Origin of the sequence: Pseudomonas sp. UW4 (assembly GCF_000316175.1) — a bacterium.
Classification (GTDB): Bacteria; Pseudomonadota; Gammaproteobacteria; order Pseudomonadales; family Pseudomonadaceae; genus Aquipseudomonas; species Aquipseudomonas laurylsulfatiphila.
On the sequence record NC_019670.1, the window covers coordinates 1,958,215 to 1,982,956 of the forward strand.

General features: G+C 61.8%; 21 protein-coding genes and 2 pseudogenes. 13 read left to right on the forward strand and 10 right to left on the reverse strand.

What is annotated here, in order from left to right:
- The first annotated feature begins 5 nt into the window (after positions 1-5).
- The 4 genes from PPUTUW4_RS08525 (at position 6) to PPUTUW4_RS08540 (ending at position 3,600) form a co-directional block, all read left to right on the forward strand.
- Positions 6-845, forward strand: a complete 840-nt coding sequence (locus tag PPUTUW4_RS08525; protein WP_015094260.1) for an SDR family NAD(P)-dependent oxidoreductase — start codon at positions 6-8, stop codon at positions 843-845.
- Positions 832-1,758, forward strand: coding sequence for an alpha/beta hydrolase (locus PPUTUW4_RS08530; RefSeq protein WP_015094261.1), 927 nt, complete (start codon positions 832-834; stop codon positions 1,756-1,758). The genes PPUTUW4_RS08525 and PPUTUW4_RS08530 overlap by 14 nt, the downstream gene beginning before the upstream one ends.
- A complete protein-coding gene (locus PPUTUW4_RS08535; RefSeq protein ID WP_015094262.1) occupies positions 1,755-2,870 on the forward strand; it encodes a 3,4-dihydroxy-2-butanone-4-phosphate synthase in 1,116 nt (371 codons plus the stop codon). The genes PPUTUW4_RS08530 and PPUTUW4_RS08535 overlap by 4 nt, the downstream gene beginning before the upstream one ends.
- 271 nt (positions 2,871-3,141) lie before the next feature.
- Positions 3,142-3,600 (forward strand): transposase, encoded by a 459-nt coding sequence (locus PPUTUW4_RS08540; RefSeq protein WP_015094263.1) that lies wholly within the window; start codon positions 3,142-3,144, stop codon positions 3,598-3,600.
- A gap of 150 nt (positions 3,601-3,750) precedes the next feature.
- Here PPUTUW4_RS08540 and PPUTUW4_RS08545 read toward each other — a convergent pair whose 3' ends face one another.
- The 3 genes from PPUTUW4_RS08545 to PPUTUW4_RS08555 all read right to left on the reverse strand — a co-directional run bounded on the left by PPUTUW4_RS08545 (position 3,751) and on the right by PPUTUW4_RS08555 (position 7,787).
- The gene (locus tag PPUTUW4_RS08545; protein WP_015094264.1) at positions 3,751-4,728 is read right to left on the reverse strand and encodes a 5'/3'-nucleotidase SurE; all 978 of its coding nucleotides are present in this window, start codon (positions 4,726-4,728) and stop codon (positions 3,751-3,753) included.
- A 78-nt stretch (positions 4,729-4,806) separates the two neighbouring features.
- Positions 4,807-6,186 (reverse strand): DUF1329 domain-containing protein, encoded by a 1,380-nt coding sequence (locus PPUTUW4_RS08550; protein ID WP_015094265.1) that lies wholly within the window; start codon positions 6,184-6,186, stop codon positions 4,807-4,809.
- A 23-nt stretch (positions 6,187-6,209) separates the two neighbouring features.
- Positions 6,210-7,787, reverse strand: a complete 1,578-nt coding sequence (locus PPUTUW4_RS08555) for a DUF1302 family protein (protein WP_015094266.1) — start codon at positions 7,785-7,787, stop codon at positions 6,210-6,212.
- Between the two features lie 265 nt (positions 7,788-8,052).
- Here PPUTUW4_RS08555 and PPUTUW4_RS08560 point away from each other — a divergent pair, with 265 nt between their 5' ends.
- A complete protein-coding gene (locus PPUTUW4_RS08560; protein WP_015094267.1) occupies positions 8,053-9,795 on the forward strand; it encodes an FAD-binding protein in 1,743 nt (580 codons plus the stop codon).
- On the forward strand, positions 9,792-10,670 hold the full coding sequence (locus PPUTUW4_RS08565; RefSeq protein ID WP_015094268.1) for an SDR family NAD(P)-dependent oxidoreductase: 879 nt from the start codon (positions 9,792-9,794) through the stop codon (positions 10,668-10,670). The genes PPUTUW4_RS08560 and PPUTUW4_RS08565 overlap by 4 nt, the downstream gene beginning before the upstream one ends.
- Positions 10,671-10,840: 170 nt before the next feature.
- Here the strand turns inward: PPUTUW4_RS08565 and PPUTUW4_RS08570 are convergent, their stop codons facing one another.
- The 6 genes from PPUTUW4_RS08570 to PPUTUW4_RS08595 form a co-directional block, all read right to left on the reverse strand.
- Positions 10,841-12,421 carry a FadD3 family acyl-CoA ligase gene (locus tag PPUTUW4_RS08570; RefSeq protein WP_015094269.1) on the reverse strand — a complete coding sequence of 527 codons (1,581 nt, stop codon included), beginning with the start codon at positions 12,419-12,421 and terminating at the stop codon, positions 10,841-10,843.
- A gap of 72 nt (positions 12,422-12,493) precedes the next feature.
- Positions 12,494-13,240: an SDR family oxidoreductase gene (locus PPUTUW4_RS08575; protein WP_015094270.1), complete on the reverse strand. Its 747-nt coding sequence runs from the start codon at positions 13,238-13,240 to the stop codon at positions 12,494-12,496.
- 231 nt (positions 13,241-13,471) lie between these two features.
- Positions 13,472-14,554, reverse strand: coding sequence for a ferredoxin--NADP reductase (locus PPUTUW4_RS08580; RefSeq protein ID WP_015094271.1), 1,083 nt, complete (start codon positions 14,552-14,554; stop codon positions 13,472-13,474).
- Positions 14,555-14,567: 13 nt separating this feature from the next.
- Entirely contained in the window at positions 14,568-15,323 is a 756-nt protein-coding gene (locus tag PPUTUW4_RS08585; protein ID WP_015094272.1) for a glucose 1-dehydrogenase, read from the reverse strand.
- The gene (locus PPUTUW4_RS08590; protein WP_015094273.1) at positions 15,311-16,990 is read right to left on the reverse strand and encodes an FAD-binding protein; all 1,680 of its coding nucleotides are present in this window, start codon (positions 16,988-16,990) and stop codon (positions 15,311-15,313) included. Before PPUTUW4_RS08590 ends, PPUTUW4_RS08585 begins: the two co-directional genes overlap by 13 nt.
- A 9-nt stretch (positions 16,991-16,999) precedes the next feature.
- Positions 17,000-17,515 (reverse strand): flavin reductase family protein, encoded by a 516-nt coding sequence (locus tag PPUTUW4_RS08595; protein ID WP_015094274.1) that lies wholly within the window; start codon positions 17,513-17,515, stop codon positions 17,000-17,002.
- Positions 17,516-18,355: 840 nt separating this feature from the next.
- Here PPUTUW4_RS08595 and PPUTUW4_RS08600 point away from each other — a divergent pair.
- Together PPUTUW4_RS08600 and PPUTUW4_RS08605 are read left to right on the forward strand one after the other, a co-directional pair.
- A complete protein-coding gene (locus PPUTUW4_RS08600; protein ID WP_015094275.1) occupies positions 18,356-19,540 on the forward strand; it encodes an acyl-CoA dehydrogenase in 1,185 nt (394 codons plus the stop codon).
- Positions 19,541-19,679: 139 nt separating this feature from the next.
- A complete protein-coding gene (locus PPUTUW4_RS08605; protein ID WP_015094276.1) occupies positions 19,680-20,801 on the forward strand; it encodes an LLM class flavin-dependent oxidoreductase in 1,122 nt (373 codons plus the stop codon).
- 221 nt (positions 20,802-21,022) lie between these two features.
- Here the strand turns inward: PPUTUW4_RS08605 and PPUTUW4_RS30600 are convergent.
- Positions 21,023-21,100 (reverse strand): annotated as a pseudogene (locus PPUTUW4_RS30600) (outer membrane lipoprotein carrier protein LolA); the annotation flags it as partial.
- A gap of 48 nt (positions 21,101-21,148) precedes the next feature.
- Between PPUTUW4_RS30600 and PPUTUW4_RS30155 the strand changes: the two are divergent.
- The 5 genes and pseudogenes from PPUTUW4_RS30155 to PPUTUW4_RS08625 all read left to right on the forward strand — a co-directional run.
- Positions 21,149-21,334 (forward strand): annotated as a pseudogene (locus PPUTUW4_RS30155) (hypothetical protein); the annotation flags it as partial.
- A gap of 320 nt (positions 21,335-21,654) precedes the next feature.
- Complete coding sequence (locus PPUTUW4_RS08610; protein ID WP_015094277.1) at positions 21,655-22,155, forward strand: DUF4822 domain-containing protein; 501 nt, start codon at positions 21,655-21,657, stop codon at positions 22,153-22,155.
- Between the two features lie 112 nt (positions 22,156-22,267).
- On the forward strand, positions 22,268-22,708 hold the full coding sequence (locus PPUTUW4_RS08615; RefSeq protein ID WP_041474815.1) for a hypothetical protein: 441 nt from the start codon (positions 22,268-22,270) through the stop codon (positions 22,706-22,708).
- 502 nt (positions 22,709-23,210) lie between these two features.
- Complete coding sequence (locus PPUTUW4_RS08620) at positions 23,211-23,570, forward strand: DUF6124 family protein (RefSeq protein WP_015094279.1); 360 nt, start codon at positions 23,211-23,213, stop codon at positions 23,568-23,570.
- A 271-nt stretch (positions 23,571-23,841) separates the two neighbouring features.
- Positions 23,842-24,732 (forward strand): VOC family protein, encoded by an 891-nt coding sequence (locus PPUTUW4_RS08625; RefSeq protein ID WP_015094280.1) that lies wholly within the window; start codon positions 23,842-23,844, stop codon positions 24,730-24,732.
- Positions 24,733-24,742: the final 10 nt, after the last annotated feature.

The following is a 24,742-nucleotide window of genomic DNA, read 5'->3' on the forward strand; positions in this document are numbered from 1 at the left end:
TGGCGATGAGTAATGAACAAGGGCCGGTCGCGGTGATTACCGGGGCCGCCAGTGGTATTGGCCGTGGCCTGGCCGAACACGCGGCGACACTGGGCATGCGCCTGGTGCTGGCGGATCGGGATGCGGCGGGCTTGCAAGCGCTGTGCGACGAATTGAAGGCCGGTGGTGTGCAAGCGATTGCCTGCGTCACCGATGTCGGTGAGGTGAAGCAGGTCGAGCGCTTGCGTGACCGGGCTGTCGAGCACTTTGGCGGGGTCGACCTGCTGTTCAACAACGCCGGCGTCATGCAGACCGGCTTCAGCTGGGAAATCACCGAGGCGCAATGGCAGCGCATGCTCGACGTCAACCTGGGCGGCGTGATCAACGGCATTCGCAGCTTTGTGCCGCTGTTGCTCAGCCAGGGCCGGGCGGCCCATGTGATCAACACCGCGTCCCTTGCCGGGCTGGTCAGTAGTCCGCTGATGGCACCGTACAACGTGACCAAGCAGGCCGTGGTCGCGCTCTCGGAAACCCTGCATTACGAACTCGCCATGCTCGGTGCACAGGTGTCGGTTTCGGTGCTGTGCCCGGGGCCGGTGGCCAGTGAAATCATGGCATCGAACCAGGTGGTGGACACCGCCGGATCCGACTTCAGTCAACTGCTCGACAGCACTATTCGCCAGGGCATGACCCCGGCGGAGCTGGCCGCGCTAGTGTTCGCCGCCGTCGCGCAAAAACGCTTCTGGATCCTGCCCCACAAGGGTTTCAAACCGGCCCTCGAGCGGCGGGTACAAAGCATCCTGGGCGAGACCAATCCGCAATTTCAAATGACCGACGTAGAGGACGATGCCCATGCCGCTCGATAAGCAGATCGCCGGGGTTCTCCAGCAATTTCGCGACCTCCCGGAACCCGATTTCAGCCAGGTCGATGCCGCTCAGTACCGGCAGTTCTCCGATAACCTGCTGCCGGCCATCCCCGGCGATCCGATGAGCGAGGTGCGCGATCTGAAAGTGGCCGGCGCGGACGGTGATCGGGATGCACGGCTGTACCGGCCATCGCAAGCGCCCGACCTGCCGTTGCTGGTGTTTTTCCATGGCGGCGGATTTGTCATGGGCAATCTCGATACCCACGACAATCTTTGCCGCTCGCTGGCGCGCCAGACCGAGGCGGTGGTGGTGTCCGTGGCTTATCGATTGGCCCCGGAACACCCGTTCCCGGCGGCGCCCCTCGATTGCTATGCGGCCACCTGCTGGCTGGTTGAGCACGCGGCTGAACTGCGCGTCGATGGCAGCCGGCTGGCCGTGGCCGGCGACAGCGCCGGTGGCAATCTGGCGCTGGCGGTCAGCCGACTGGCGGCGCAAGGCAAGGGACCGAAGATCAGCTATCAGTGCCTGTTCTACCCGGTCACCGATGCCGGATGCGACAGTCAGTCCTTCGAGGCATTCGCCGAAAGTTACCTGCTTTCCGCCAAGGCGATGCGCTGGTTCTGGCAGCAATACCTGCAAGAGGATGGACAGGCGGATGATCCGTTGGCCTCGCCATTGCGAGCCGAAAGCCTGGCAGGCTTGCCGCCGACCACCTTGTTCAGCGCCGGGTTCGATCCGCTGCGGGACGAGGGCGAAGCGTTGGCCGAGTGCCTGCGCGAAGCCGGTGTGGCGGTGCGCGTGCAGCGTTACGAAGGCATGATCCACGGCTTTATCAGCATGGCGCCGTTTGTTGAAGCCGCAGCACAAGCGTTGACAGACGCTTGCGCCGATTTGCGCGGGGCACTCCAATGAGCGGCCTGGTTTTCAACACGGTGCCGCAACTGATCGAGGCCATCGGCGCCGGTCAAATGGTGGTGATTACCGACGATGAACACAACGGCGAAGGCTCGCTGCTGATGGCCGCCGAACAGGCCGGGGCCGAGGCCGTCACCTTCATGGCGGTGCAGGCACGCGGGCTGATTTGCCTGGCCTTGACCGAGCAGCGCTGCCGCGCGCTGGGCCTGGACCTGATGGTGCCCAACTCCCGGGCGCAGCATGGCGTGGGGTTTACCCGCTCGATCGAAGCCGCCACCGGGGTGTCCACCGGCATCTCGGCGGCGGACCGGGCGCGGTCGATCCAGGTGGCGGTCGACCCGGCCAGCGTACCGGCGGACCTGGTGCAGCCGGGGCATATCTTCCCGGTGCAAGCCTTGCCCGGTGGCGTGATGCAGCGCGCCGGACATGTCGAGGCCGCTTGCGACCTGACACGGCTGGCGGGGCGGCAACCGGCGGCCACCCTGGTGGGCATTCTCAACGAGGACGGCGAACTGGCCCGGGGCGCCGAGTTACATGAATTTGCCCAGCGTCATGACTTGCGGATCGGCACCATTGCCGACCTGATTCACTACCGCATCCTGCATGAGGGCACGATCGAGCGCGGCGGTGAGTATCCGTTACAGACACGCCATGGCGAGTTCCAGGTGACGACCTATCAGGACACCTACCAGGGCGCGTTGCACCTGGCACTGGTCAAGGGCCGGATCGACAGCACGCAACCGGTGCTGGTGCGGGTGCAAAGCATCGAGACGTTGCGCGACGTTCTGGGGTGTGAAAGCGAAGGCGGGACACAGCAGTGGACCCTCGAACGCTCGCTGGCGAGCATCGCCGCCGCCGGTAACGGCGTACTGGTATTGCTGGCACAGAAGGAAACCGCCGACGGCGTGCTCGAACAACTGCGCCAGCGCAGCGGCGCCAAGCCGCGCACACCGCAGTTTCCGCAACGGACCCTGGGCATTGGCGCACAGATCCTGCGCGACCAGAACGTGCGCAAAATGCGCCTGATGAGCTCGCCGGTGCCCTACAAGGCCGTGTCCGGGTTTGATCTGGAAGTGACCGAGTTTGTGCCGTTCCAGCCGGTAGTCTGAAGCCAACACCTGAACCTGTGGGAGCGAGCCTGCTCGCGAAGGCGGTCGGTCAGTCAACATCAATGTTGAATGTGCCGGCCTCTTCGCGAGCAGGCTCGCTCCCTCAGTGATTTCGGTTGGTTGCATAGTTTGTGTACACCCACAAACCCTGTGGGAGCGAGCTTGCTCGCGATGACGATCTATCAGACACATCCAGTCAAAAGCTGACCCAACTCTCAAGCATCCACCGGTCTAGCCTTTCTCCTGAACTCACCATGTAGAGGGCAAAGGAATGCCGGATTTACCCGCCTCACATCGCCTGCGCACAGGCCGCTATCCTGAACCCAACAGGATTTACCTGCTGACGAGCAACACGCTGGGCCGAGAACCGGTTTTCAAGGATTTCGGTTTGGGCAGGCTGGTCGTCAAGCAATTTCAGTTTGCACAGGAACAATACTGGGCGAACTCTTTAGCCTGGGTCGTCATGCCCGATCATTTTCATTGGTTGATCGAACTGCAGCAGTGCTCACTCAGTCAACTGATGCAAAAAACCAAATCATTGAGTACGCGAGCCGTGAACATGTCCGTCGGACGTAAAGGCAGTCTTTGGCAGCAGGGCTATCACGATCGGGCGTTGAGGCGGGATGACGACCTGGTCAAGCTTGCTCGATATGTCGTCGCCAACCCGCTGCGCGCGGGATTGGTGGGGAAGCTGGGCGATTATCCGCTGTGGGACGCGATATGGGTTTGATCCGTAACCGCGTTGCCACCATCGCGAGCAAGCTCGCTCCCACAGTAGATTTGGTTGCCCGCAGATGTTGCGTACACCCGCTAACCATGTGGGAGCGAGCTTGCTCGCGATGGCGGAGTGTCAGTCGACATCTCTTTTGAATGAGTGCGCTTAAGGCTTGATCCCTCGCAAGATTTTCTTCGCCTGATCCTGCACCGCCTCCGGTGCCGTCATGTTGCCGTCGATCACGGTGATCACTGCATGGCCTTGCCACAGTAGATAGGCATCGGCCTTTTGCTGGACGTCGGTCGGTGTCGACGGCGGGGCCAGGTTGACGTGGACCACGCCATCGGCGCCACGTTGTGAGGTGAAGTTCACCCGGTCCCAGTTGCCGATCGGGGCAAAGCTCACGCCCTTGACCTCATCGGGTTTCAGCGGTGGGTAGTTGAGGTTCAGGCCGCTGACACCCGGCAGGCCCAGCACGTTCAAATCACACAGATGTTTACTCCTGGCACAGGCCTGTTTGGCGTCTGTACCGGCCAGGCTCGCCTGGTCTATCACCTTCACGGCAAAGCGCGCCGTGTCGTCCATCGCGCCGAGGGTCTTGCGGTACCCGGCCTGCTGGTCACGGATGATCAGGTCCATGTCGATGGCCGTGGACACCGCCACCGCCGGAACCCCTTTGAACATCGCCCGCACAGCCGCGTTGAGGGTGCCGGACATCTGCGTCAGCGGGCCGACGTTTTCGCCAAAGTTGCTGCCCGAGACCACCAGGTCCGGCGGTGAATCCCTGAGGATCACGTCGAGGCCGACGTTGACCGCATCCACCGGCGTGCCGATGGCGGAAGTCTTGCCGGCAGGCGGGGTGTAGCCTTGCGGCGGCCCGACGCAAAATTTCCCCGGCGCCAGTTCGGTCACCGCCAGGGCCTGGCCGGGCACGACCACGCTGGCGGCACTGATGCCGCTGCTGTCATTCAACGGACCGACCAGGGTGACTGTGTGTCCGGCAGCGGTCAGGGCGCGGTACATCGCATCGATGCCGGGTGCGCGGCAGCCATCGTCGTTGGTCAGCAGGATGTTCAGGGCGCTGGCTTGCATCGACAGGCCAACGCTGGCCAAGGCAATGACGCCGGTGAGGAGTTTGTTCATGGGGACTTTTCCGTGGGAGGCGCGGATTTTACAAAGCACAACGCCCCGACCGAAGAAATCGGTCGGGGCGCGGTGAGTTTAGCGGGTGCCGAGTTTGCGCAGGTTGCCAGGGGTGAATTCGTCTTCGGTGAAGGCGGTGGCGTTGAGCTTGGCCGGTTTCTGATCGACCAGCATGCGGTCAACCAGGTAGGAGCCGGCGATCAGGTCGTGGTAGATGCCGAGGCGAGCGTGGTAGCGCTGCATCTCGTAGGCGTAGATCGAGGTCTGCATGTTGGTGCGCCACAACTGGCCACGGCTGTCGTAGTTGTCGGCCATGGTTGCCGACCAGGTGTCCTCGTCAAGGTACAGCACGCGCTTGGCGTATACGTGGCGGGCACCTTCCTTGAGGTTGGCCTGCAACACCCAGACGCGGTGTTTCTCGTAGCGCATGTACTGCGGATCGACGTGACCGGTGGTGTCCAGGATCTGGTCGGTCGTTACGCTCGGGTCATCGATCTTGTAGTTGTGGTACGGAATGTAGATCTCTTTCTTGCCGACGATGGTCCAGTTGTAGCGGTCCGGCGCACCGTTGAACAGACGGTCTTCGTCGTACACGCGAAAACCTCCCGCACCGGTCGGCGAATCGTAGCCTACGGTCGGTGCGCGACGGACCCGGCGTTGGCCCGGGCTGTACTGCCAGGCCTGGCGCGGGGAGGCGGTCGGGTTGATGAACTCGTGGCCGACCACGATCTCGCCTTTCTTGCGCACCGGCTCCAGCGTGGTGATCAGGAAGTTGGTGAGCACGCCGTTGGCGGTATCCAGGGTCTTGTCCGGGCTCGACCAGATCGAGAAGATCTTGTAGTTGACCTCTTCGAGCACCTTTTCCTTGTTGGAGTAGATCACCGCCTGGCCATAGTTGGCTTCTTCGGTGTTGGCGCGCCCTTGCAAGGTATGGTTGAACATCAACTCGCTGCCGTTCTTCGGAATCGGGAACGGCGAAGCACCCCAGGCGTTTTTCGTGTCGTTGTTGTCATTGTCGAGTTCGGCAGTGACGGCGTTTTTCTTGATCTGGTCTTCCAGGCGCTGATCGAAGCGGAAGTCGCGGTGGCTCGGGTACACCGGGATCTTGAACGTGTCAGGGTAACGCTTGAGCAACGCTTTCTGGCCATCGGTCAGGTTGTCGGCGTACTTGTCCATGTTCTTCGAATCGATCACGAACAGCGGTTTTTCCGCAGCGTACGGGTCCGGGTACGGCGTGCCCGGGCCGGCGTATTTGAGGCCGGGTGGCAGGCCGCGCCATTTGCCGGTCCAGGCCGGGATGCTGCCGTCGGCGTTGCCGGCTTTTTCGGCACCCATCGGGGTCAGGTCCTGGCCCAGGCGGGCGGCTTCTTCGGGGTTGACCTTGGCGTAGGCCAGGCCACTGCCGAGCAGGCTGACGGTCAGCGCCGTGCTCAATAATGTTTGGGTGAATCTGGACATGCTGTGCTCCTCCGACAGGGGAATCAGAACCGGTACTTGAAGTTGAGCGCGACGTTGTCGCGGTCGGCCAACGGGCTGTTGTTGGCACTGGCGAGGTAGGCGTTGTAGCGGGCCTCGACGGTGAAGTTGCCCAGGTAGCGCCACGAACTGCCGATGCTGGCGCGGTTATCGTTCTGGCCGGCGTTGATCGAGCCGACCATCGAGCTGTCGCCGTGGGCGGCGGCGCTGAAGGTGACAGGCACCGACATGTCCCATCCGCTGAACACGTCGTTGTAGTCAAAGTTCGCCTGCACCGTGTAGCCCCAGGCATCGCGGTCATAGACCAGACTGTCGGTTCCCGGCAGCGCGAAGCCCGGCGCCAGGGGCACCGGTTGCGACTTGTCGTTGCTGACCACGGTGTTGTAGACCAGCTCGCCGGTCAGGGTGGTGTTGTCGGCGAAGGCGGTCGGGCCGAGCACGTAGATCATCGACGTTTGCGCCTGCACGGTCTTGCCACGCACGGGGCTGGAGAAACCGTTGTCGACCATCACTGGCGTGCCGTCGCGGTAGCTGACTTCACCGGCCCAGCTGACGTCGCCCAGCACGGTGGCGAAGCTCGCGCCGAACAGGTCGATGTTGTCGAAGTAGCGCACCTGGTAGCGACCCAGGGTCGAGGCAAAGTCCAGCGACGGGGTCTTGTCGTGATAGCGCGAGTAGTAGATGCCGAACTCGGTGTTGTTCAACGACTCGGCGGCGTAGGTGAAGGCCAGACCGTACTGGCCGCTGTCGCTCGGCTTGTCGTCCTTGAGGCGGGTGACGAAACCGGAGGCGTCGTTGAAGCCGCCCTCATCGATGAAGTCGGTGGTGGAGAAGTAGCTACCCACGCCGAAGAGCTCGGTCTTTTCCCACTTGTATTGGTAGTACGCCTGGATACCCAGGCTTTCGGTCAGGGCGAACTGGGTGAACAGTTGGCCGACCGGCAGCAGGATTTCCTTGACCTCGACGCCCGGGGTGGTCGCCTTGGTCGCGTCGACCGGGCTCTGCGCTGCGGAGATACCCGGGTAGAACAGGCTTTCACCCCAGCTCACCACCTGGTTACCCAGGCGTGCGTTGAGGGCGTGGCCGCTCACGTCCCAGGTGCCGTAGGCGTAGTAATCGAGCATGCGCAGTTCATTGCGGTGCTGGTCGATGGTGTCCTGGGAGAAACGGTCGGGTTGGCTGCAATGGCCACCGGCGAAGCAGTTCGAGGTGCCGGTGGTGTTGTCGTTGCCCTGATCGTAGACGTTGTCGTAGAAGCCCGTTGCGCGGACAAACACGCCGTAGTTGTCTTGCCACTTGATGTTGGCTTCGGTGAGAAAGCCGCTGCGGTTGTTGATCAGGCTGCCTTTGTCGAACGCGTTGTCGCCGTCGTTGGCGTTGGCATCGGCAGTCAGTTTGTGATCGCGAGACTCGGTCCGCCAGGCGAGGCTGTACGTCAGTGTGGTGTCCCAGTCGATGCTCAAGTCTTCGCTCGGCTGAAAGCTCATGGCGTTAACGTGAGCGCTTAATCCGCCAGCCAGCATCAATAGAACAAGCTGTGTGCGAGGGTGCTGTGTTGGTGGGGCGATTATTGTTTTTATCATGTCGTCCTCATGGTCCAGGTCAGACCTGCCCGACCTGCATTTCAGGGGGGGATTGGTGTTGTGGGCGACTATGGAGTCACGACTTGCGCGCAACATCGTCCAAGCGGACTAAGCGATTTGTACGGGGCTGTCGCAGTCCCGGCCTTAGTCCCATCGGACGATGAACACCCGGCGCGTGCGGCGAACAATCCCGAGACCGACTGCACCGGGCGAAGATCCGGCGGTGGCGGTTTCTGCCTGATGGGCGCTGAACAAGGGTGATCGCATGAACGCTGCCGGGATCAAATGGGACGAGTGCTGTGATGTGTTGGTGATTGGCTCGGGAGCCGGGGGCATGACCGCTGCGCTGCGCGCCCACGACCTGGGCTTGAATGCGCTGCTGATCGAGAAGAGCGGCGAGTACGGCGGCACCTCGGCGGTGTCCGGCGGCGGTATCTGGATCCCCAACAACCACCGGATCAACGCGCTCGGCGGCAGTGATTCGGCAGCCGAAGCGATTGCCTACATCCGCGCCGTTACCCATGGCGAGATCGACGACGGGCGCATCGAAGCCTATGTCGAACATGGCCGGGAGATGGTCGAGTACCTGGAAAAACACACCCGGGTGCGCTTCGAGGCGCAACCGCGCTACGCCGATTACTACCCGGAAGTCGCGGGCGGCAAACCGGGCTATCGCTCGATGGATCCGCAACCCTTCGATGCATCTGAGCTCGGCGAAGAATTCCTGCGCATGCGCGCACCGTCCCCCGGCACCCTGATGATGGGACGCATGGCGATGACCATGAAAGAGGCGCAAGTGCTGCTGTGCCGTGGCCCCGGCTGGTTGCGCCTGACGCTACGGGTGATGTGGCGTTACTGGCGTGACCGCGAGGGTCGGCGCTTGTCCCGCCGCGACCGCTACCTGACCCTGGGCAATGCCTTGATCGGTGCCTTGCGCTGTTCGTTGCAGGATCGCGGCAAATCCCTGTGGCTCAACTGTGCGCTCGAAGAACTGCTGCTGGTCGGCGACCGGGTCGGCGGTGCGCGGGTCAATCGCAACGGTCAGTTGCTCCACGTCAAGGCGCGTTACGGGGTGATCGTTGCCGCCGGTGGTTTCGAGCGTAACCAGGCGATGCGCGAGCAGTACCTGCCGCAGCCGTCCCGGGCCAACTGGAGTGCCACGCCGCCGAACAATACCGGCGACGGCATCCGCGCCGGCCAGGCCATCGGCGCGCGGACCGCGTTGATGGAGCACAGCTGGTGGGCGCCGACCACTTTCGTCAAGGGCGAAGAGAAGCAGCGCGCGTTGTTCGTCGAACGAACCTTGCCGGGGTGCGTGATGGTCAACGCGGCGGGGGAGCGTTTCGTCAATGAAGCCGCGCCCTATACCGATATCGTTTATGCGATGTACGCCAACAACCGCGAAGGCAGCGAGAGCGTGCCGTGCTGGATGGTGTTCGACGCCGAGTTCCGCCGCAAATACCCGTGCGGTGCCTTGCTGCCGGGCTATGCCCAGCGCGACTGGCAATTGCCCGAGCATCTGCGTGACTACTTCCACAAGGCGTCGAGCCTGGAAGAACTGGCGACGAAAATCGGCGTCGACGCTGGCGGGCTGCTGCGCACCGTGCAGCGCTTCAATGGCATGGCCGTGCAGGGCGTCGACGAGGATTTCCACAAGGGCGACTCACTGTTCGACCGCTACTACGGCGACCCAAACGTGCAGCCCAATCCGTGCCTGGCGCCGTTGCTCAAGGGGCCGTTCTACGCCGTGCGCATCGACGCCGGCGACATCGGCACCAAGGGGGGACTGCTGACCGACGTGCACGCCCGCGTGTTGCACGAAGACGGGCAACCGATCAACGGCCTTTACGCCATCGGCAACAGCGCCGCCTCGATGATGGGCCGCACTTATCCAGGCGCCGGCTCGACAATCGGCCCGGCCATGACCTTCGGCTACCTGGCCGCCAATCACATCAAGCGCCAGAGCGAAACCGCTTCGGCGAAAACCTCGTTAGGGAGCGTTGAATGAATCAGCCACGTCAACAGGTCGCCGTCGTGACCGGTGCCAGTCGCGGAGTGGGCCAGGGTATCGCCCTGGCCCTCGGGGCGGCCGGCATGACCGTGTACATCACTGGCCGCGCCCCGGCGCAGGGCGGCTCGAATCTGTACGGGCATGCCTTGCGCGGCTCGCTGGAGGACACCGCCGCGGCGATCACTGCCGCCGGTGGGCGCGGTATCGCGGTGGTCTGTGACCATGCCGATGACGCGCAGGTTCGGGCGTTGTTTGCCCGCGTAGAAGAAGAGTGCGGGCACCTGGATTTGCTGGTGAACAACGCCGCCTTCATCCATGACCAATTGATCGAGCCGGGGCCGTTCTGGGCCAAACCGCTGGAGCTGGTCCGGATTCTCGACGTCGGCCTGCGCTCGGCCTACATCGCCAGCTACTACGCCGCGCCGCTGTTGCTCAAAAGTGCCCAAGGACTGATCTGCTTCACGTCGTCGTTCGGGGCCGGGTGCTACATGCACGGTCCGGCATACGGCGCGCAAAAGGCCGGCGTCGACAAACTGGCGGCGGACATGGCGATCGATTTCGAGGGGCAGGGCGTGGCGGCGTTGTCGCTGTGGCTCGGCCCGCAACTGACCGAACGCACCCGGATTGCCGGCGAGCAGCACGGCGAGCAGTACCAGGCGTTTCTCGCCCATGCCGAAACCCCGCAATTCAACGGGCGGGTAATTCATGCCTTGCTCAATGATCCGCAGTTGATGGCGCTGTCGGGGCAGACCTTGATCACCGCCGAAGTCGCTCCCGGCTATGGCATCAGCGAAGCCGAAGGCCGCCAGCCGCCGTCCCACCGCGTCATGCTCGGCGACCCGCGTCAACAGCATCCGGCGAGGGTAGTCTGACTCAGTAGCAGGTAAAACATAAGATCCTGTGGGAGCGGGCTTGCTCGCGAATATGGTGTGTCAGTCAACAATAATGTTGAAGCTGATGACCCCTTCGCGAGCAAGCCCGCTCCCACAGTTGATCTGTATCGAATGCGAAATCTGCTTACACCCTCTCACAGGGATTGGGATTAACTGACCGGCCGCAATGCCCACTCCCGCAACACATTCTTCGTCACTTTCCCCGCCGCATTGATCGGCATGCTCTGCAGCATCTGCACCCGGCGCGGCACCTTGTAGTTGGCCATCTGCTCACGGCACCAGGCGAGGAGTCGCGCCTGCTCGATTTCCATTCCGGGTGCAGGCAACAGGAACGCCATCGCCACCTCACCCATGCGCTCATCGGGGATGCCGATCACCGCGGCCTGGGCCACGCCCGGATAAGTCAGCAGGCACTGTTCGATTTCCGCCGGGTACACGTTGAAGCCACCGGTGATGAACATGTCCTTGAGGCGGTCGGTGATGCGCAGGTAACCCTGTTCGTCGAGCATGCCGATGTCGCCGGTGTGCAGCCAGCCGTCGGCGTCGAGAAGCTCCTGGCTGGCCTCGGGGTTGTTGAGATAGCCCTGCATCAGGTTGTAACCGCGGATCTGCACTTCACCGGGAGTGTTCGCCGGTTGGCTGCGGCCAGTGTTGTCGACACACCGCACTTCCACTCCAGGCATCGCCCGGCCACTGGTGTTGGCGACCAGTTCCGCAGAGTCGCTGGCGCGGCAGATCGTGGCGAAACCGCAGACTTCCGTCAGGCCATACGCGGTGACGATGGTGGCGAACCCCAGTTCGTCGCGCATGCGGTGGATCATCTCCACGGGAATCGCCGCCGCCCCGGTCACCGCTACCCGCAAGGAGCTCAGGTCGAACTCGCTGCGTTGTGGATGGGCCAGCAACGATTGATACAGCGTCGGCGGTCCGGGCAACACGGTGATGCGTTCGCGCTGCACGCATTCAAGCACGGCCTGCACGTCGAACACTTGCTGCGGCAGGAGGGTGCAGCCACGCATCAATGCGGCCAGCCAGCCGGCCTTGTAGCCGAAGGAGTGGAAGAATGGATTGACGATCAGGTAGCGATCACTTTCGCGCAGCCCGACGATGTCGCTCCAGTCGCGTACGATGCGCAGGTTCTGGCCGTGGTTGGTCATTACGCCCTTGGGCTTGCCGGTGGTACCCGAGGTGAACAGCACGTCGGACAAGGCTTGCGGGCCAACGCTCTGTTCGCGGGTGCGCAAGGCCAGTTGCGGCACGTCGGCCGCCAGATCCATAAACCGCTCCCAGGCCAGGGTGCCCGAATTGGCGCCGCGCAGGCTGACGATGTGGCGCAGCGCAGGCAGATCTTCCGACACCAGCATGCCGGGGTAGTCCGCGCCGAGGAATTCGCCGATGGCAAACAGTACGCAGGTGCCGCTTTCGCGCAGGATGTAGCCAGCCTCGCTGCCCTTCATCCGGGTATTGAGCGGTACCAGGGCGGCGCCGACACTTTGCAGGGCGCCGGCGGCGACGATCCATTCCCACACGTTGGGCGCCCAGATCGCCACGCGGTCCCCGGCCTGTACGTCGAGGGCCAGCAGGGCGCGGGCAGCCTGGCGGCGCAACTGGTCCAGTTGTCGGTAGCTGATGACGTGGCCCGCGTCCTCGATGGCCGGGCGGTCGCCGTAGGCCTGGGCAGCGTTGGCGAACAGTTGAGCGATGGTCAGTGCGGTGGCGACAGGCGGCATGGGGCCTCCCCGGTTAGAAGACAGTTGCGAAAAAGGGAGTAGGCCGGGCAGGGCGCCCGGCCGGATTGCGAATTACTGGGCGGGCGGGGCGAAACGGCGACCGGCGGAGAAACCACCGTCCACGGCGATCATCTGGCCGCTGACAAAGGACGCTTCGTCCGAGGCCAGGAACAGCGCGACGTTGGCCACTTCTTCCGGTTGCCCGGAGCGGCTGAGCATGTGCTGCGAGGCGAAGAAGGCGTGGAACGCATCGTTGTCACGGACCATGCTGGTCATCGGCGTTTCGATCAGGCCCGGGCACAGGCCGTTGACGCGAATGTTGGCGTAGCCGTAGTCGATGGCCATCGAGCGGGTCAGCTGGTTGATGCCGCCCTTGGACACGTTGTAGGCCACGTTGCCGTCGCAGCCTTGCAGGCCGAAGATCGAACCGACGTTGATGATCGAGCCATTGCGTTGTTCCACCATCGACGCCAGCGCGTACTTGCTGGTGAGCATGCTGCCGGTGAGGTTGATGTCCATCACCCGTTGCCAGTTGGCGGTGGTGGTCTGGGTCACGCTGCCCTGGTCGGCGACGCCGGCGGCGTTGACCAGAATATCGATGCGCCCGAAGCGGCTGATGACGTCTTGCATGACCTGCTGCACCTGCGCTTCGTCGCGCACGTCCAGGGTCATGAACAGGCCGGGAAAGTCTGCCGGTGCGCTGCCGATGTCCAGCCCGATCACTTGCGCGCCTTCGACAGCGAAACGGCGCACGCAGGCCAGACCGATCCCCGAAGCGCCACCGGTGACCACCGCGACCTTGTTCTGCAAACGAGCCATAACTGCACCTCTTTATTGTTGTGGGCTAATGCTGTGGCCGAGTCTAACTGCAGACCGGGCCTGAGTGATCGTCCGTTGAGACTAAGCAACAGTTCTCCCGTCCGGCACATTTCAACTGTAGGAGCGAGCCTGCTCGCGAAAAACGTCTGGACACCGCGTTCATTCAGACAGGGCGCGTTATCGTTGACGTCCATCGCGAGCAGGCTCGCTCCTACAGGGTTATGCGTAGCCTCAATCCGGGAATTTCAGGCGTACCCGGGCACCCGTCGGTCGGCTCTGGCAGGCCAGCGTCCAGCCGTCGGCGAGTTCCTTGGGGGTCAGCACGTCGTTGCGCGCCAACTGGACTTCACCTTCCTTGACCACGCACATGCACGCGCCGCAAAAACCTTCTTCGCAGGACGATGGCACATCGAGGCCAGCCGCTTTGCAACTTTGCAGCAAGGTGTCGCCGGGGCGGCAGGCGATTTCGTGTTGCTGGCCGTCGAGCTCGACGATAAGCGCCTCGCACTGCGACCCCATCGCGGCCTCGCGGGCGAGGGCTTCTTCGGCCAACAGCTCGTCGGGGTCCGGTGGCGAGACGAAACGTTCGACATGAATGCGTTCGGCCGCTTCGCCCAGTGCCAGCAGCGTGCGCTCCACGGTGTCCATGAAGGGGCCCGGGCCGCAGATGAAGTAGTCGCCGCCGGCCGATCCGCGCAGCAGATGACGGACCTGATGGTCCGTCAGGAAGCCCTGCACCGAATCGAGGACGTGCACCACGTGCAGTTGATCAGGATGCGCCTGGATCAGCTGGCACAGCTCGTCCTTGAAAATCACCGACGCCTCATCGCGGTTGGCGTAGATCAACTTGATCGGCCGCCGGCTGCCATGGAGCACTGATTTGAGAATGGAAAACACCGGGGTGATGCCCGAACCGCCCCCGAACAGGACCAGGGGCTTTTCGGTGTCCACCTGCGGGTCCAGGTAGAAATGCCCGGCCGGTGGCAATACTTCCAGCCAGTCGCCGATCTGCACTTCGTTCATCCAGTTCGACACCCGGCCACCGTCAACCCGTTTCACCGTGACCTTGGGCAGCGCGTCCGCGAGGGGCGAGCTGGCCATGGAGTAGCAGCGGGTCAACAGTTTGCCGGCGAAGGGCACGCGAAAACTCAGGAACTGGCCCGGTTTGTAGCGAAAGCGCTCACGCAGGTCTGGCGGTACATCCAGCACCAGCGAGCGTGCATCAAAGGTCTCGTCGATCACCGCGCACACTTGCAATGAGACGCTCGCCGTCATGTGTTCGGCCGGGGTCAGGTTCTGTTGTTGCGTGCCCATGTTCACCTCGACCTCAGAGCCCGCTGATCAGTTGGGCGTTGTCGACGCGGATCTCGGCACCGTTGACGAACCGCGACTCGTCCGTGGCGAGGAACAGCACCACGTTGGCAATGTCCCGTGGCGCGGCCATGCGGTTCATCGGGTCCTGGTCCAGCGCTTCCTGCGGGATCGGCTGACCGCCGGCCAGGGCCTGGGTCATCGGCGTGTTCACGCCATCGGGGTGCACGCTGTTGCAGCGGATGCGATAGCCCTGCTGCTTGCAGTGCAGGGCGATGGAACGGGTCATCGCCGCCACCGCGCCTTTGGACGCCGAGTAGGCGCAGAACATCGGCATGGCGCCCAGGGCGGCGACTGACGACATGTTGATGATCGAGCCGCCACCGCTTTCCTTCATCGCCTGGATGGCGTACTTGCAACCGAGGAAGTAGCCGTCGCCGTTGATCTTCTGCACCTTCTGCCACAGCTCCAGGGTGGTGTCTTCGATGCTGCCCAGGGCCAGGATCGCGGCGTTGTTGACCAGTACGTCGAGGCGGCCGAAGTGTTCGACGGTGGTCTTGACCACGTGTTGCCAGTCGCTTTCGCTGGCGATGTCGTGGCGGATGAACAGCGCGTTGGCGCCGATTTCTGCGGCCGCCTGGCGACCGGCTTCTTCGTTGAGGTCGGTCAGTACGACTTTGGCGCCTTCGCGGGCCAGCAGCAGGGCGTCTTCGCGACCAATGCCGCTGGCGGCGCCGGTGATGATGCAGACTTTGCCTTCTACACGTTGCATTGTTGTTCTCCTGATCGTGCGGTTTGAAGTGCGAATTGGTCGGCCACGTGGGCGGCAGCCCGGCGACCGGAATAGATGCAATCGGCCAGTGACAGGCCGGAGACATACAGGTTGGAGGCGACCCCGACCGCATTGCGGCCGGCGCTGTACAGGCCGTCTATTGGCTGGCCGGCAGGGTCCAGCACCCGACCGCTGGCCTCGCAGACTTTCAACCCGCCCAAGGTGATGACCGGGCAGGGGAACAGTTTGCTGGCGAATGAAAGATCGAGGGCGTACCACGGGCCCTGGTCGAGGTTGGCGAGCATCGCTGCGGACTTGCCGAATTCGTCGGCCACCTCGCCCCGTGCCGCGCGGGAATAGCGTTCGACACTTTGGCGCAGCAGTTCCGGCGGCAGGTTGCAGCGCTTGGCCAGGCCGGCGAGGCTGGTGCTGCGCTTGGCGTTGAACAGCAGGTTGAGGAGCACCGGCAGGCGCTGGAAATTCCATACCTTGCCGGGACCGACCTGACTCAATGCCTCACGTACCAGTGCGCGGTTGAGCACCAGAATGGCGCGGCCATCCTGTTCTTCGACCATGGCGTGGCCGAGGGTCGCGCCATAGATTTCTTCGTTGGCGTAACGTTGTCCGCGGGCATTGACGATCAGCCCGCGGGCCCAGGCCAGCGGCGGATTGATGAAACGCCAGGCGCTGATCTTGTCCATCCGTGCCACGCTGGCCCCGGCGCTCTGACCCAGGGCGATGCCGCTGCCGTTGCACCCGGTGGCGCCCAGCGGCAGACCGGCCAGGTACTGCGGCGCGTGTTGGCGCACCAGATCACGATTGAAAATAAAGCCGCCACTGCTCAACAGCACTGCCTGTTCGGCGCGAATCAATTGGCGGATGGCGCTGGTCTGTTCGATGCGACGCTGACGGGCGCGCAAGCGGTCGGCCAAGGCCGGAGCGTACATATGAATGGCCGCGGCCCAGCGCGACAGGCGCGCATGTTGTTTGGCAGCGCGACTACCCGACGGCAACTGCCAGGCTTCGACGCCGAGGACCTTGTCGTCGAGGTCGAGCACCAGCCGCCGTACTTCGCACTGGCTGCGCAGGCGTGCACCGTGGCGCAAGGCGCTGGCCTTGAGCGGGGCGAACAGACTGGCGCCGGACATGCCCGGGCCTTTGGTGCGGTGACCGCGGGGCGCTGGTCTGGCGCTGGCGGCATAGGCCGGCACGGCTTCGTTGCCGGAGTAATAGAGGTAGTACTGGTCGCTAGGGTACGAGGTTTTATGCGGCGGCACGCTGGCTTCGAAGGCCGCGCCTTGTTGTTCCAGCCATGCCAGTTGTTCACGGCTGCCTTCGCAGAACGCGCGCAATGTCTCGTGGCTGACGGCTTCGCCGACTTCCTGACGCAGGTAGTTGAACATGGCGTCGCTGGTGTCTTCATAGCCAGCCTGGCGCTGATACGGCGTACCGCCGCCGGCATAGACCACGCCACCGCTGAGTGCCGTGGCGCCGCCGCCTTCGAAGCGATCCAGTGCGAGCACCGACAGGCCGCGAGTGCTGGCTTCGATGGCGGCACAGGCGCCAGCTCCGCCAAACCCGACGATCAGCAAGTCGCAGCGGTCATCCCATGGCAACGGGTCGGCGCTGTTCACTCGCAACGCCGTCAACCGGTTCAGGCTGTCCATGTTCGGGCCTCAGCCAGCGGCTGCGAGAGAAGGTGCGGGTTTGGCGGTGGTGGTGTAGCTGCCGTCGAGGTAGACCAGCGGGGTGATGGCGTCAGTGGTGTGGATCTGCAGAATGCGTCCGATGAACACGGTGTGGGTGCCGTAGCTGAAGTGGCCGTCCTGGCGGCAGAGGATCGCCGACTGTGCGTCACCCAGGTAAGGAATGCCGCCGGGGCTGGTGAGCCAGTTGCCACGGTCGAAGCGTGCTTCGCCCTTGATCGCGCCGCTGCACAGGTTGGCCAGGTCTTGTTGGTCGACGCCGAGGATGTTGACGCAGAAGTCGGCGCCGGTCGCCAGTGCGGCGTGGGGCGAGGCGGTCTTGTTGACGCAGATCAGCAGCGATGGCGGCTCGGTGCTCAGGGAGTCGACCGCGGTGGCGGCCATGGCGAAGCGTTCGGAGCCATTGCTGGTGCTGATAATGGTGACGGACTTGGCCAGGCGGCGCATGGCCTGGAGCATGTCGGCTTTGAGATTGGCGTCGTTCATCGCACTGGGCCTTTTTTGTTGGGGGTGGAGTGCGATGGATTCTTGCTCTGGTGTACAGACTCAACATCGTCCGAGGGGACTAGGCCTTGGCGGCCTCTGGGCCGACCAGGCTGTTGTTGTGTTGTGTACATATCCGTTGCTGCGGTAACGGCGGCTTATGGTTTCGCCCTGACGGCGACTCACTTTTTTTACAAGCGCCTAAAAAAAGTAAGCAAAAAAACGCTCGCCCCTTACGTACGGCCCCTCGCTGAGGCTCGGGGTACCTTCGCTCCGGTATTCATCCGGGGGCATTGCCCTCCGGTCGGCTTCGCTTCGACCTACATGCAATGAGTTCGACTGCGTCGAACGGCGCTGCGCGCCCATCCCCGGATGAACACCTGCGCTCAGCCTGCCGAGGGGGCGGGTGGATCAAGATCAATAGCTGCAGGCGAGCTAACGCTCGGCCTGATGAGTGGTGAGAAGCGGCGCGGTGTGGGCTGCTCTGCTTTTGCTCTTCTGTGGGAGCGGGCTTGCTCGCGAAGGGGGTTGATCATTCAACATCTCTGCTGGCTGATACTCAGCTTTCGCGAGCAGGCTCGCTCCCACATTGGATCTGTGTTGCTCACAAATGCTGTGAACAACCCGGTTCCCTGTGGGAGCGAGCCTGCTCGCGAAGGCGGCCTGCCAGCAAACACATCCCTTTCAGATACACCCCCAGAGACCCGTTCCGCAATCCCACATGGTCCGTTTGAGGGATGCCCGCCGCTTTGCGCATTGTTTGAATGCCAGCGTAGGGGCACTACACCCGCCCCGTTGCACGCGCGCCCCGGCGGATGGGGTGAACAAAGGAGAACAATAAAAATGCTCAACCAAGACCTGATTCGCCAGCGTCTGAGCCAACGTGCCCGTGAGTTGGTGCCGATCCTGCGTGAGCGCGCCCTGAATGCTGCGCAAGCCGGGCAGTTGCCTGAAGAAACCCTGAAGGATTTTCACGACGCCGGGTTCTTTCGCATCCTGCAACCGTCCCGTTGGGAAGGCTATGAGCTGGAGCCCAAGGATTTCTTCGACGTGCAGATGACCCTGGCCGAAGGCTGCATGTCCTCGGCCTGGGTGCTGGGGGTGGTGGCGATCCACAACTGGCAGCTGGCGCTGTTCGACGACCGCGCGGCGCAGGATGTCTGGGGTAGCGATTCCAGCGTGCTGATCTCGTCTTCCTATATGCCGGTGGGCAAGGTCGAGCGGGTCGACGGTGGTTTCAAGTTGAGCGGCCGTTGGGGCTTTTCTTCCGGCAGCAAGCACTGCGATTGGGCGTTCCTCGGTGCGCTGGTGCCGCCGGAAGAGGCGGGCGGGGCGCCGGATTACCGGACGTTCCTGGTGCCGCGCAGTGACTACCAGATTCTCGACAACTGGAATGTCATGGGCCTTGAAGCCACCGGCTCCCACGACATTCTGGTGGAAAACGCCTTCGTCCCCGAGTACCGCACCCATCGCGCGCTCGACGGTTTCATGCAGAACAGTCCGGGCAATGCGGTGAACACCGCGCCCTTGTTCCGCCTGCCGTTCGGGCAGATTTTCGTGCGTGCGGTGTCGTCGTCCGCTATCGGCGCGCTGCAAGGCGCGGTGGATCAGTTTGTCGAGCACAACCGCGCCCGGGTCGGGGTCAATGACGGTCGCAAGATGGTCCAGGACCCGGCTGCGCAATCGGCCCTGGCCAATGCCCTGGTCTGCGTCGACGAATGCAAGACCGTGCTGCATCGCAACTTCGCCCTGATGCTGGAGCGCGCGCAGAAGGGCGAGCCGTTGAGCATGCCTGAGCGGGTGAAGATGCGTTACGACTCGGCGCTGGTGGCCGACAAGTGCGCCAAGGCGGTTGGCGACCTGATGTTCAACAGCGGTGCTTCGACGATCTTCCGCAGTCACGCGATCAACCGTGCCTTCCGCGACATTCACACCGGTCGCGCCCACGTTGCCAACAGCCCGGCCAAGTACGCCTGGAACCTTGGCGGCGTGAGCATGGGGCAGGACAGCAGCGACTTTTTCCTCTGACGCTTCCCTACAGCTCTTTTTCTATGAAACGGGCTAGTCCGTTTGCGTGATTCGAGCGCCCCGTCGATGCACGAGCATTGGCGGTAAGGCGAAGGTCTACGGCGCCGACTGCGCATCCAAATAAGCACAAGGATCAACCATGAAATTTTCCCTGATTTACGAAGCCCAGACGGTGGACTCCAGCCGCGAAGGCGACCGCAAGATTTTCGAAGACACGGTCGAGCAGGCCGTGCTGGCCGACAAGCTCGGCTTCGACACCTTCTGGTGCGTAGAGCACACGGCGCTGAGCAACTACTCGCACATGTCCGCGCCGGAAACCATGCTGGCTTTCGTGGCCGGTAAAACCGAGCGCATCGGTATCGGCCACGGCGTGGTCTGCCTGCCTCCAGCGATGAACCATCCGGTGAAAGTCGCCGAGCGCATCGCCACCCTCGACCTGCTGTCCAAGGGCCGTGTGCACTTTGGCGTCGGCAAGGGCGGCACCCAGCAGGAAGCCGGCACCTTCGGCTACGACCTGGCGACCCTGCAGCCGCAGATCGACGAGATGATGTACCTGATCCCGAAAATGTTCGTGCAGGACGAGATCGAGCACAACGGCGACTTCGTGCAGATCCCCAAGCGCCCGATTCATCCAAAGCCGTATCAGGACCCGCACCCGCCGATGTACCTGGCGTGTACCAACACCGAGTCGCTGAAGAATGCCGGCGGTCGCGGCATGGGTGCGCTGGTGCTGGGCTTCGGTGGCCCGGAAGAAATCGCCAAGAAGGTTGAGGTGTATCACTCGGCCTACGACAACCGCGATGAGAAGAAGCAAGTGGGCTTCCGCCCGAACCGGCACATCGCCGCGCTGTGCCCGGCCATCGTGCTGGACGACAACGAAGAAGCGCGCCGCATTGGTATCCGTGGCCAGCGTTACTTCATGGAATCCCTGGGCTACTGGTACGGCGGTGGCGAGCGCCCGGATCCAGAGAAGTGGAAGGACGACACCTTCGTCGACGGCAACGGCCAGAGCGTGATCAAGTCGCGCTTCGCCTCCGAAGAAGTCAGCGTCGACTTCTCCGACCCGACCATGGCCATGATGAACCCGAACCACGCCTACGGCACCGTCGAGGATTGCATCGGCTACGTGCAGCGGCTGATCGACGCCGGCGCCGACGAAATCCTGTTCATCTGCCAGATGGGCACTGTGCCGCAGTGGGCGCAGCTCGAGACACTGAAGAACATTGGCGAGAAGGTGATTCCGCACTTCCGCAAGGGTTGATGCGGGTCAAACCCCACAACCCCTGTGGGAGCGGGCTTGCTCGCGAAGAGGCCGGCACATTCAATATTTATGCTGCCTGACACACCGCCTTCGCGAGCAAGCCCGCTCCCACAGTTTGACCGCATTTCAGGCCAGGCACGGACGTCAGGCCAACTTTCCAACGGGTCCCCAAGGCCCGTTTTTTATGCCTGCCGAATAAAGATTGAACACCGCATACCCCTTGTAGGAGCGAGCCTGCTCGCGATAAACCGGAGAACGCCACGGGGTGTCAGGCTTTCAGCGTCATCGTTGACGACCATCGCGAGCAGGCTCGCTCCTACAGGTTATTGCGCAAGTTCGCGTCACTGGCCACGACCGAAATCCTGGCGGTGTAGCTGGTCGAGACGCTGGCCTCGGTCGATGTCATGGTCCATTACCTGGTCGACCATTTGGAGGGCAGTTCACGCAATGTTTTGCTGGGTATTTCAAATATTGTGATGCTGGCGGAGATCACGGCGAACCGGGTACTGGACCAAATCTCACCACCTGTATAACGCAACGCCAGGAACTGCCGCGGTTTGCTATCTTTTGATCTCTATTTTCCATCGACTCCGAGAAGATCAAGATCAGAAAATCACGACCAGAGATAATTCCTACAGGGGTTTCCGGGTCTTGACGAAGAGATTCAAACGCCCATTATTTTGTTGGGCTTTATTGAAGGTCATTACTGCTGCAGTTGTTGCAAATATATACCTGGTATTGTGGGTTACTGATATCGCTCCTATATTTCATTAGCTGCTCGCAGTGATTATTTTTTTACGAGAGCAAAAACAACAAGCAAACGTCACCACTAAACTCGGCAAGGAATTATTCCATGCGAAAATACCACGCAATGTTTAAATGCCTGCTCCTCGCTGGATTACTCAGTCCACTTGTCAGCCACGGAAAGCAGATGGAGGATAAGACTGATATTCAGGCATTGGCCACATCTCCTCAATGGTTGACAACCAAGGTTTATATAGAGGGAGCCCCGGAAGTAGACGTCAAGGAAAAATATCCGGGTGTTGTTGGAATATCAATGTGGGATCCCGGACGTAATCGCTATGAATTTTTTTATACCGATACCGGGCAATCAAAATATGACAATGGCGGCGGCGGTTACTTCCTTGTCACCGGTGACAAAACAACGCATATCCTGGTGCCTGATAAAGGAACGGTCAGGACGGTGGTCAGAAGACTGGAAAAGTTGAATGACGAAGAGTTCACCTATTCACGAGAGGTACCTCGCGACATGGTGGATACCAATGCCCCTGTCCGGATCTATGTGGTCCATGCGCCCTACAGAGGACCTTTAAAGACCTCAATGTCGCACTAAACGCCTTTCGGCAGTCATTTATTAAGTAATTATTTCGATACTTCAAGGCGTCCGCGTTAAATGACGCCACTCTGAAGTAGCATCCATAAAAACCCAAAATAAAAGGTGCAACATGAGTATGAAATTCAGAACGCTATTGATGTCTACGTTACTACTGGCCGGAATATACTCGGCTGGCGCCCATGCACAGCCGACAACGCCTTCGGCCGCAAAAGACGCTATCGCCACGCCAGATAATGCACTCATGCTGACTGTTTTCCTGAAGCACGATCAATCGCGTCCATTGGGAGAGTTGAAAGAGCAACTCGCCAAACAGGATTTCTACAAGGTGTTCCCTCCTGCCGGGGTGGAGGTTGTCAGCTGGAATATAACCATGGGGATAGGACAGGTCATCGTTCTACGCCTGCCTGCCTCGCGTCTCGCAGCGGTCAACCTCGCACTTGAAAACACCGCGTGGGGAAGCTACCGGACAGAGTTCTTTCCGACTTATGATTTCAAGGAAATAGCCCTGGCAGAGCAAAAGAAAGTGCGAGAAGCCAAGTCTACCCAGTAATCACAGAGACAATGCGCAGCGTCTTGAGCCTGTAGGATTTTCCTCGGTTGTGAACACAATCGCACTTTCCTCAAACGGGCCATTTATGGCCCGTTTTTTTATACCTGCAGTAATCCCACAGCCACGACACCTTCGGCAGCTCCTATGGGTGTTTGTGAGGGTTGTTTAATGCCTGCCGGAATCACTTCTTGAAAGCTACAACGCCTTGCGTCGTTGCCTACAGGTACGCCAGAATCCGCCGGCTTGTGCGCCTTGGGGCCGCTCGGTAACTTGATTCGTGTCACTGCCCATCAGTGATCGGGTTTAGTCGCCCGTGGTCAATCGAAGCGCATTTGCATCCAGACAGTCAGGTCATTTCATGCCTGCACTTTATGGTAGCTGTGCGCAGGGCGCCTTCGGGCGCGCCGGTTTCGATTCTCCCCGGTCGACTAACCTGCGTACAGCTGCCACCTCTCGTTTAGTCGCAAGTCGGTGACGGCTCCACATTATTGGAGAGTCGTAAATGTTCAAGGTAACGCCCAATCCGCCGGACACCGATCCGGCATCCCCATACGAACCCGATTCCAAAAAACTCAACGAAGCCGCCGAGCGAGCCCTCGCTTCCCACTTCCCCTCGACCGCCGATATCAGAGCCACCCCTCGAACAATCAGCACGTTGTTCAGCGTCGCCCCTGAGGCCACGACCGAAACTCTGGTGGTTTATCTGGTCGAGACGTTGGCCTCGGTGGATGTGATGGTGCATCAACTGGTGGATCATCTGGAGGGCGGTGACCGTAATGCACTGCTGGGCATCTCCAATAGCGTCATGCTCGCCGAGATCACCGCGAACCGTGTGCTGGATCAAATCGATCCGCCTACATAAACCCGCAACACCACTTACCCCTGTGGGAGCGAGCTTGCTCGCGATGAGGCCCTGTCATCCAACAGCTCTGTTGACTGTCACTCCGCCATCGCGAGCAAGCTCGCTCCCACAGGTTTTTCATGTTCCGCGCCATCAAATCCGCTAGTCCCATTGGACGATGTTGCCCCTCCCCGAACCCGTTTGAATAGCTCCTACAAATAGCCCCTACATAAAGTCTCCCCCGGCAGTCGCCGAAGGGCGGCACGGCCTGAGTAAAACGAGGAGTGCATCCATGGATATCCGCGGTCTGGGTTACGTCACCCTGTTATCCAGCGACCTGGCGCAATGGCGCCACTACGCAAGCCAGGTGCTGGGCATGATGGTCAGCGGCGACGATGAGCTTTTGTACCTGAAAATGGACGAGCGTCATTACCGCGTGCTGGTGCAGAACAGTGCCGAGAACGGTTTCGGTGCCTGCGGCTGGGAAGTGGCCGGCAAAGCGGCGCTGGAGCAGGCGGTCAGGGAGCTGCAGCAGGCCGACGTGCAAGTGACCCGTGGCACCGCGTCCGAAGCCGAGCTGCGCAAGGTTCAGGAGCTGGTGCACTTCAGCGATCCGGATGGCAACCGCCACGAAATTTTCTGGGGCCCGCTGCAGGACTTCGCCCGTTTTGTTTCGCCGGTGGGCGTCAAAGGCTTTGTCACCAACGACCTCGGCATGGGCCACGTGGTGTTGCCGGCGCCGGCCTTCGAACGCTGCCGCGACTTCTACGAACAAGTGATGGGATTCGGCCTGTCGGACCTGATGAAAGTCCGCTTCACCCCGGACCCGGCCGAGCCGCAAAAGCGCATCCACTTCCTGCACTGCAACAACGGTCGCCACCACTCGCTGGCGATTTTCGAGTGCCCGATGCCCCATGGCTGCGTGCACATGATGGTCGAAGTCAACGCGCTGGACGAAGTCGGTCGCGCCCTGGATCGCGTCCACGCCAATGGCGTGAAGCTGTCGGCCACCCTCGGCCAGCACACCAACGACCAGATGATTTCTTTCTATATCAAGACCCCGTCCGGGTTTGACCTGGAGTACGGCTGCGACGGCCTGGTGGTCGACTGGGACCGCCACACGCCGTTCGAAAGTACCGTGGTCAGCCATTGGGGCCACGACTTCAGTGTCGGTCGCCAATGAGGAACATGAC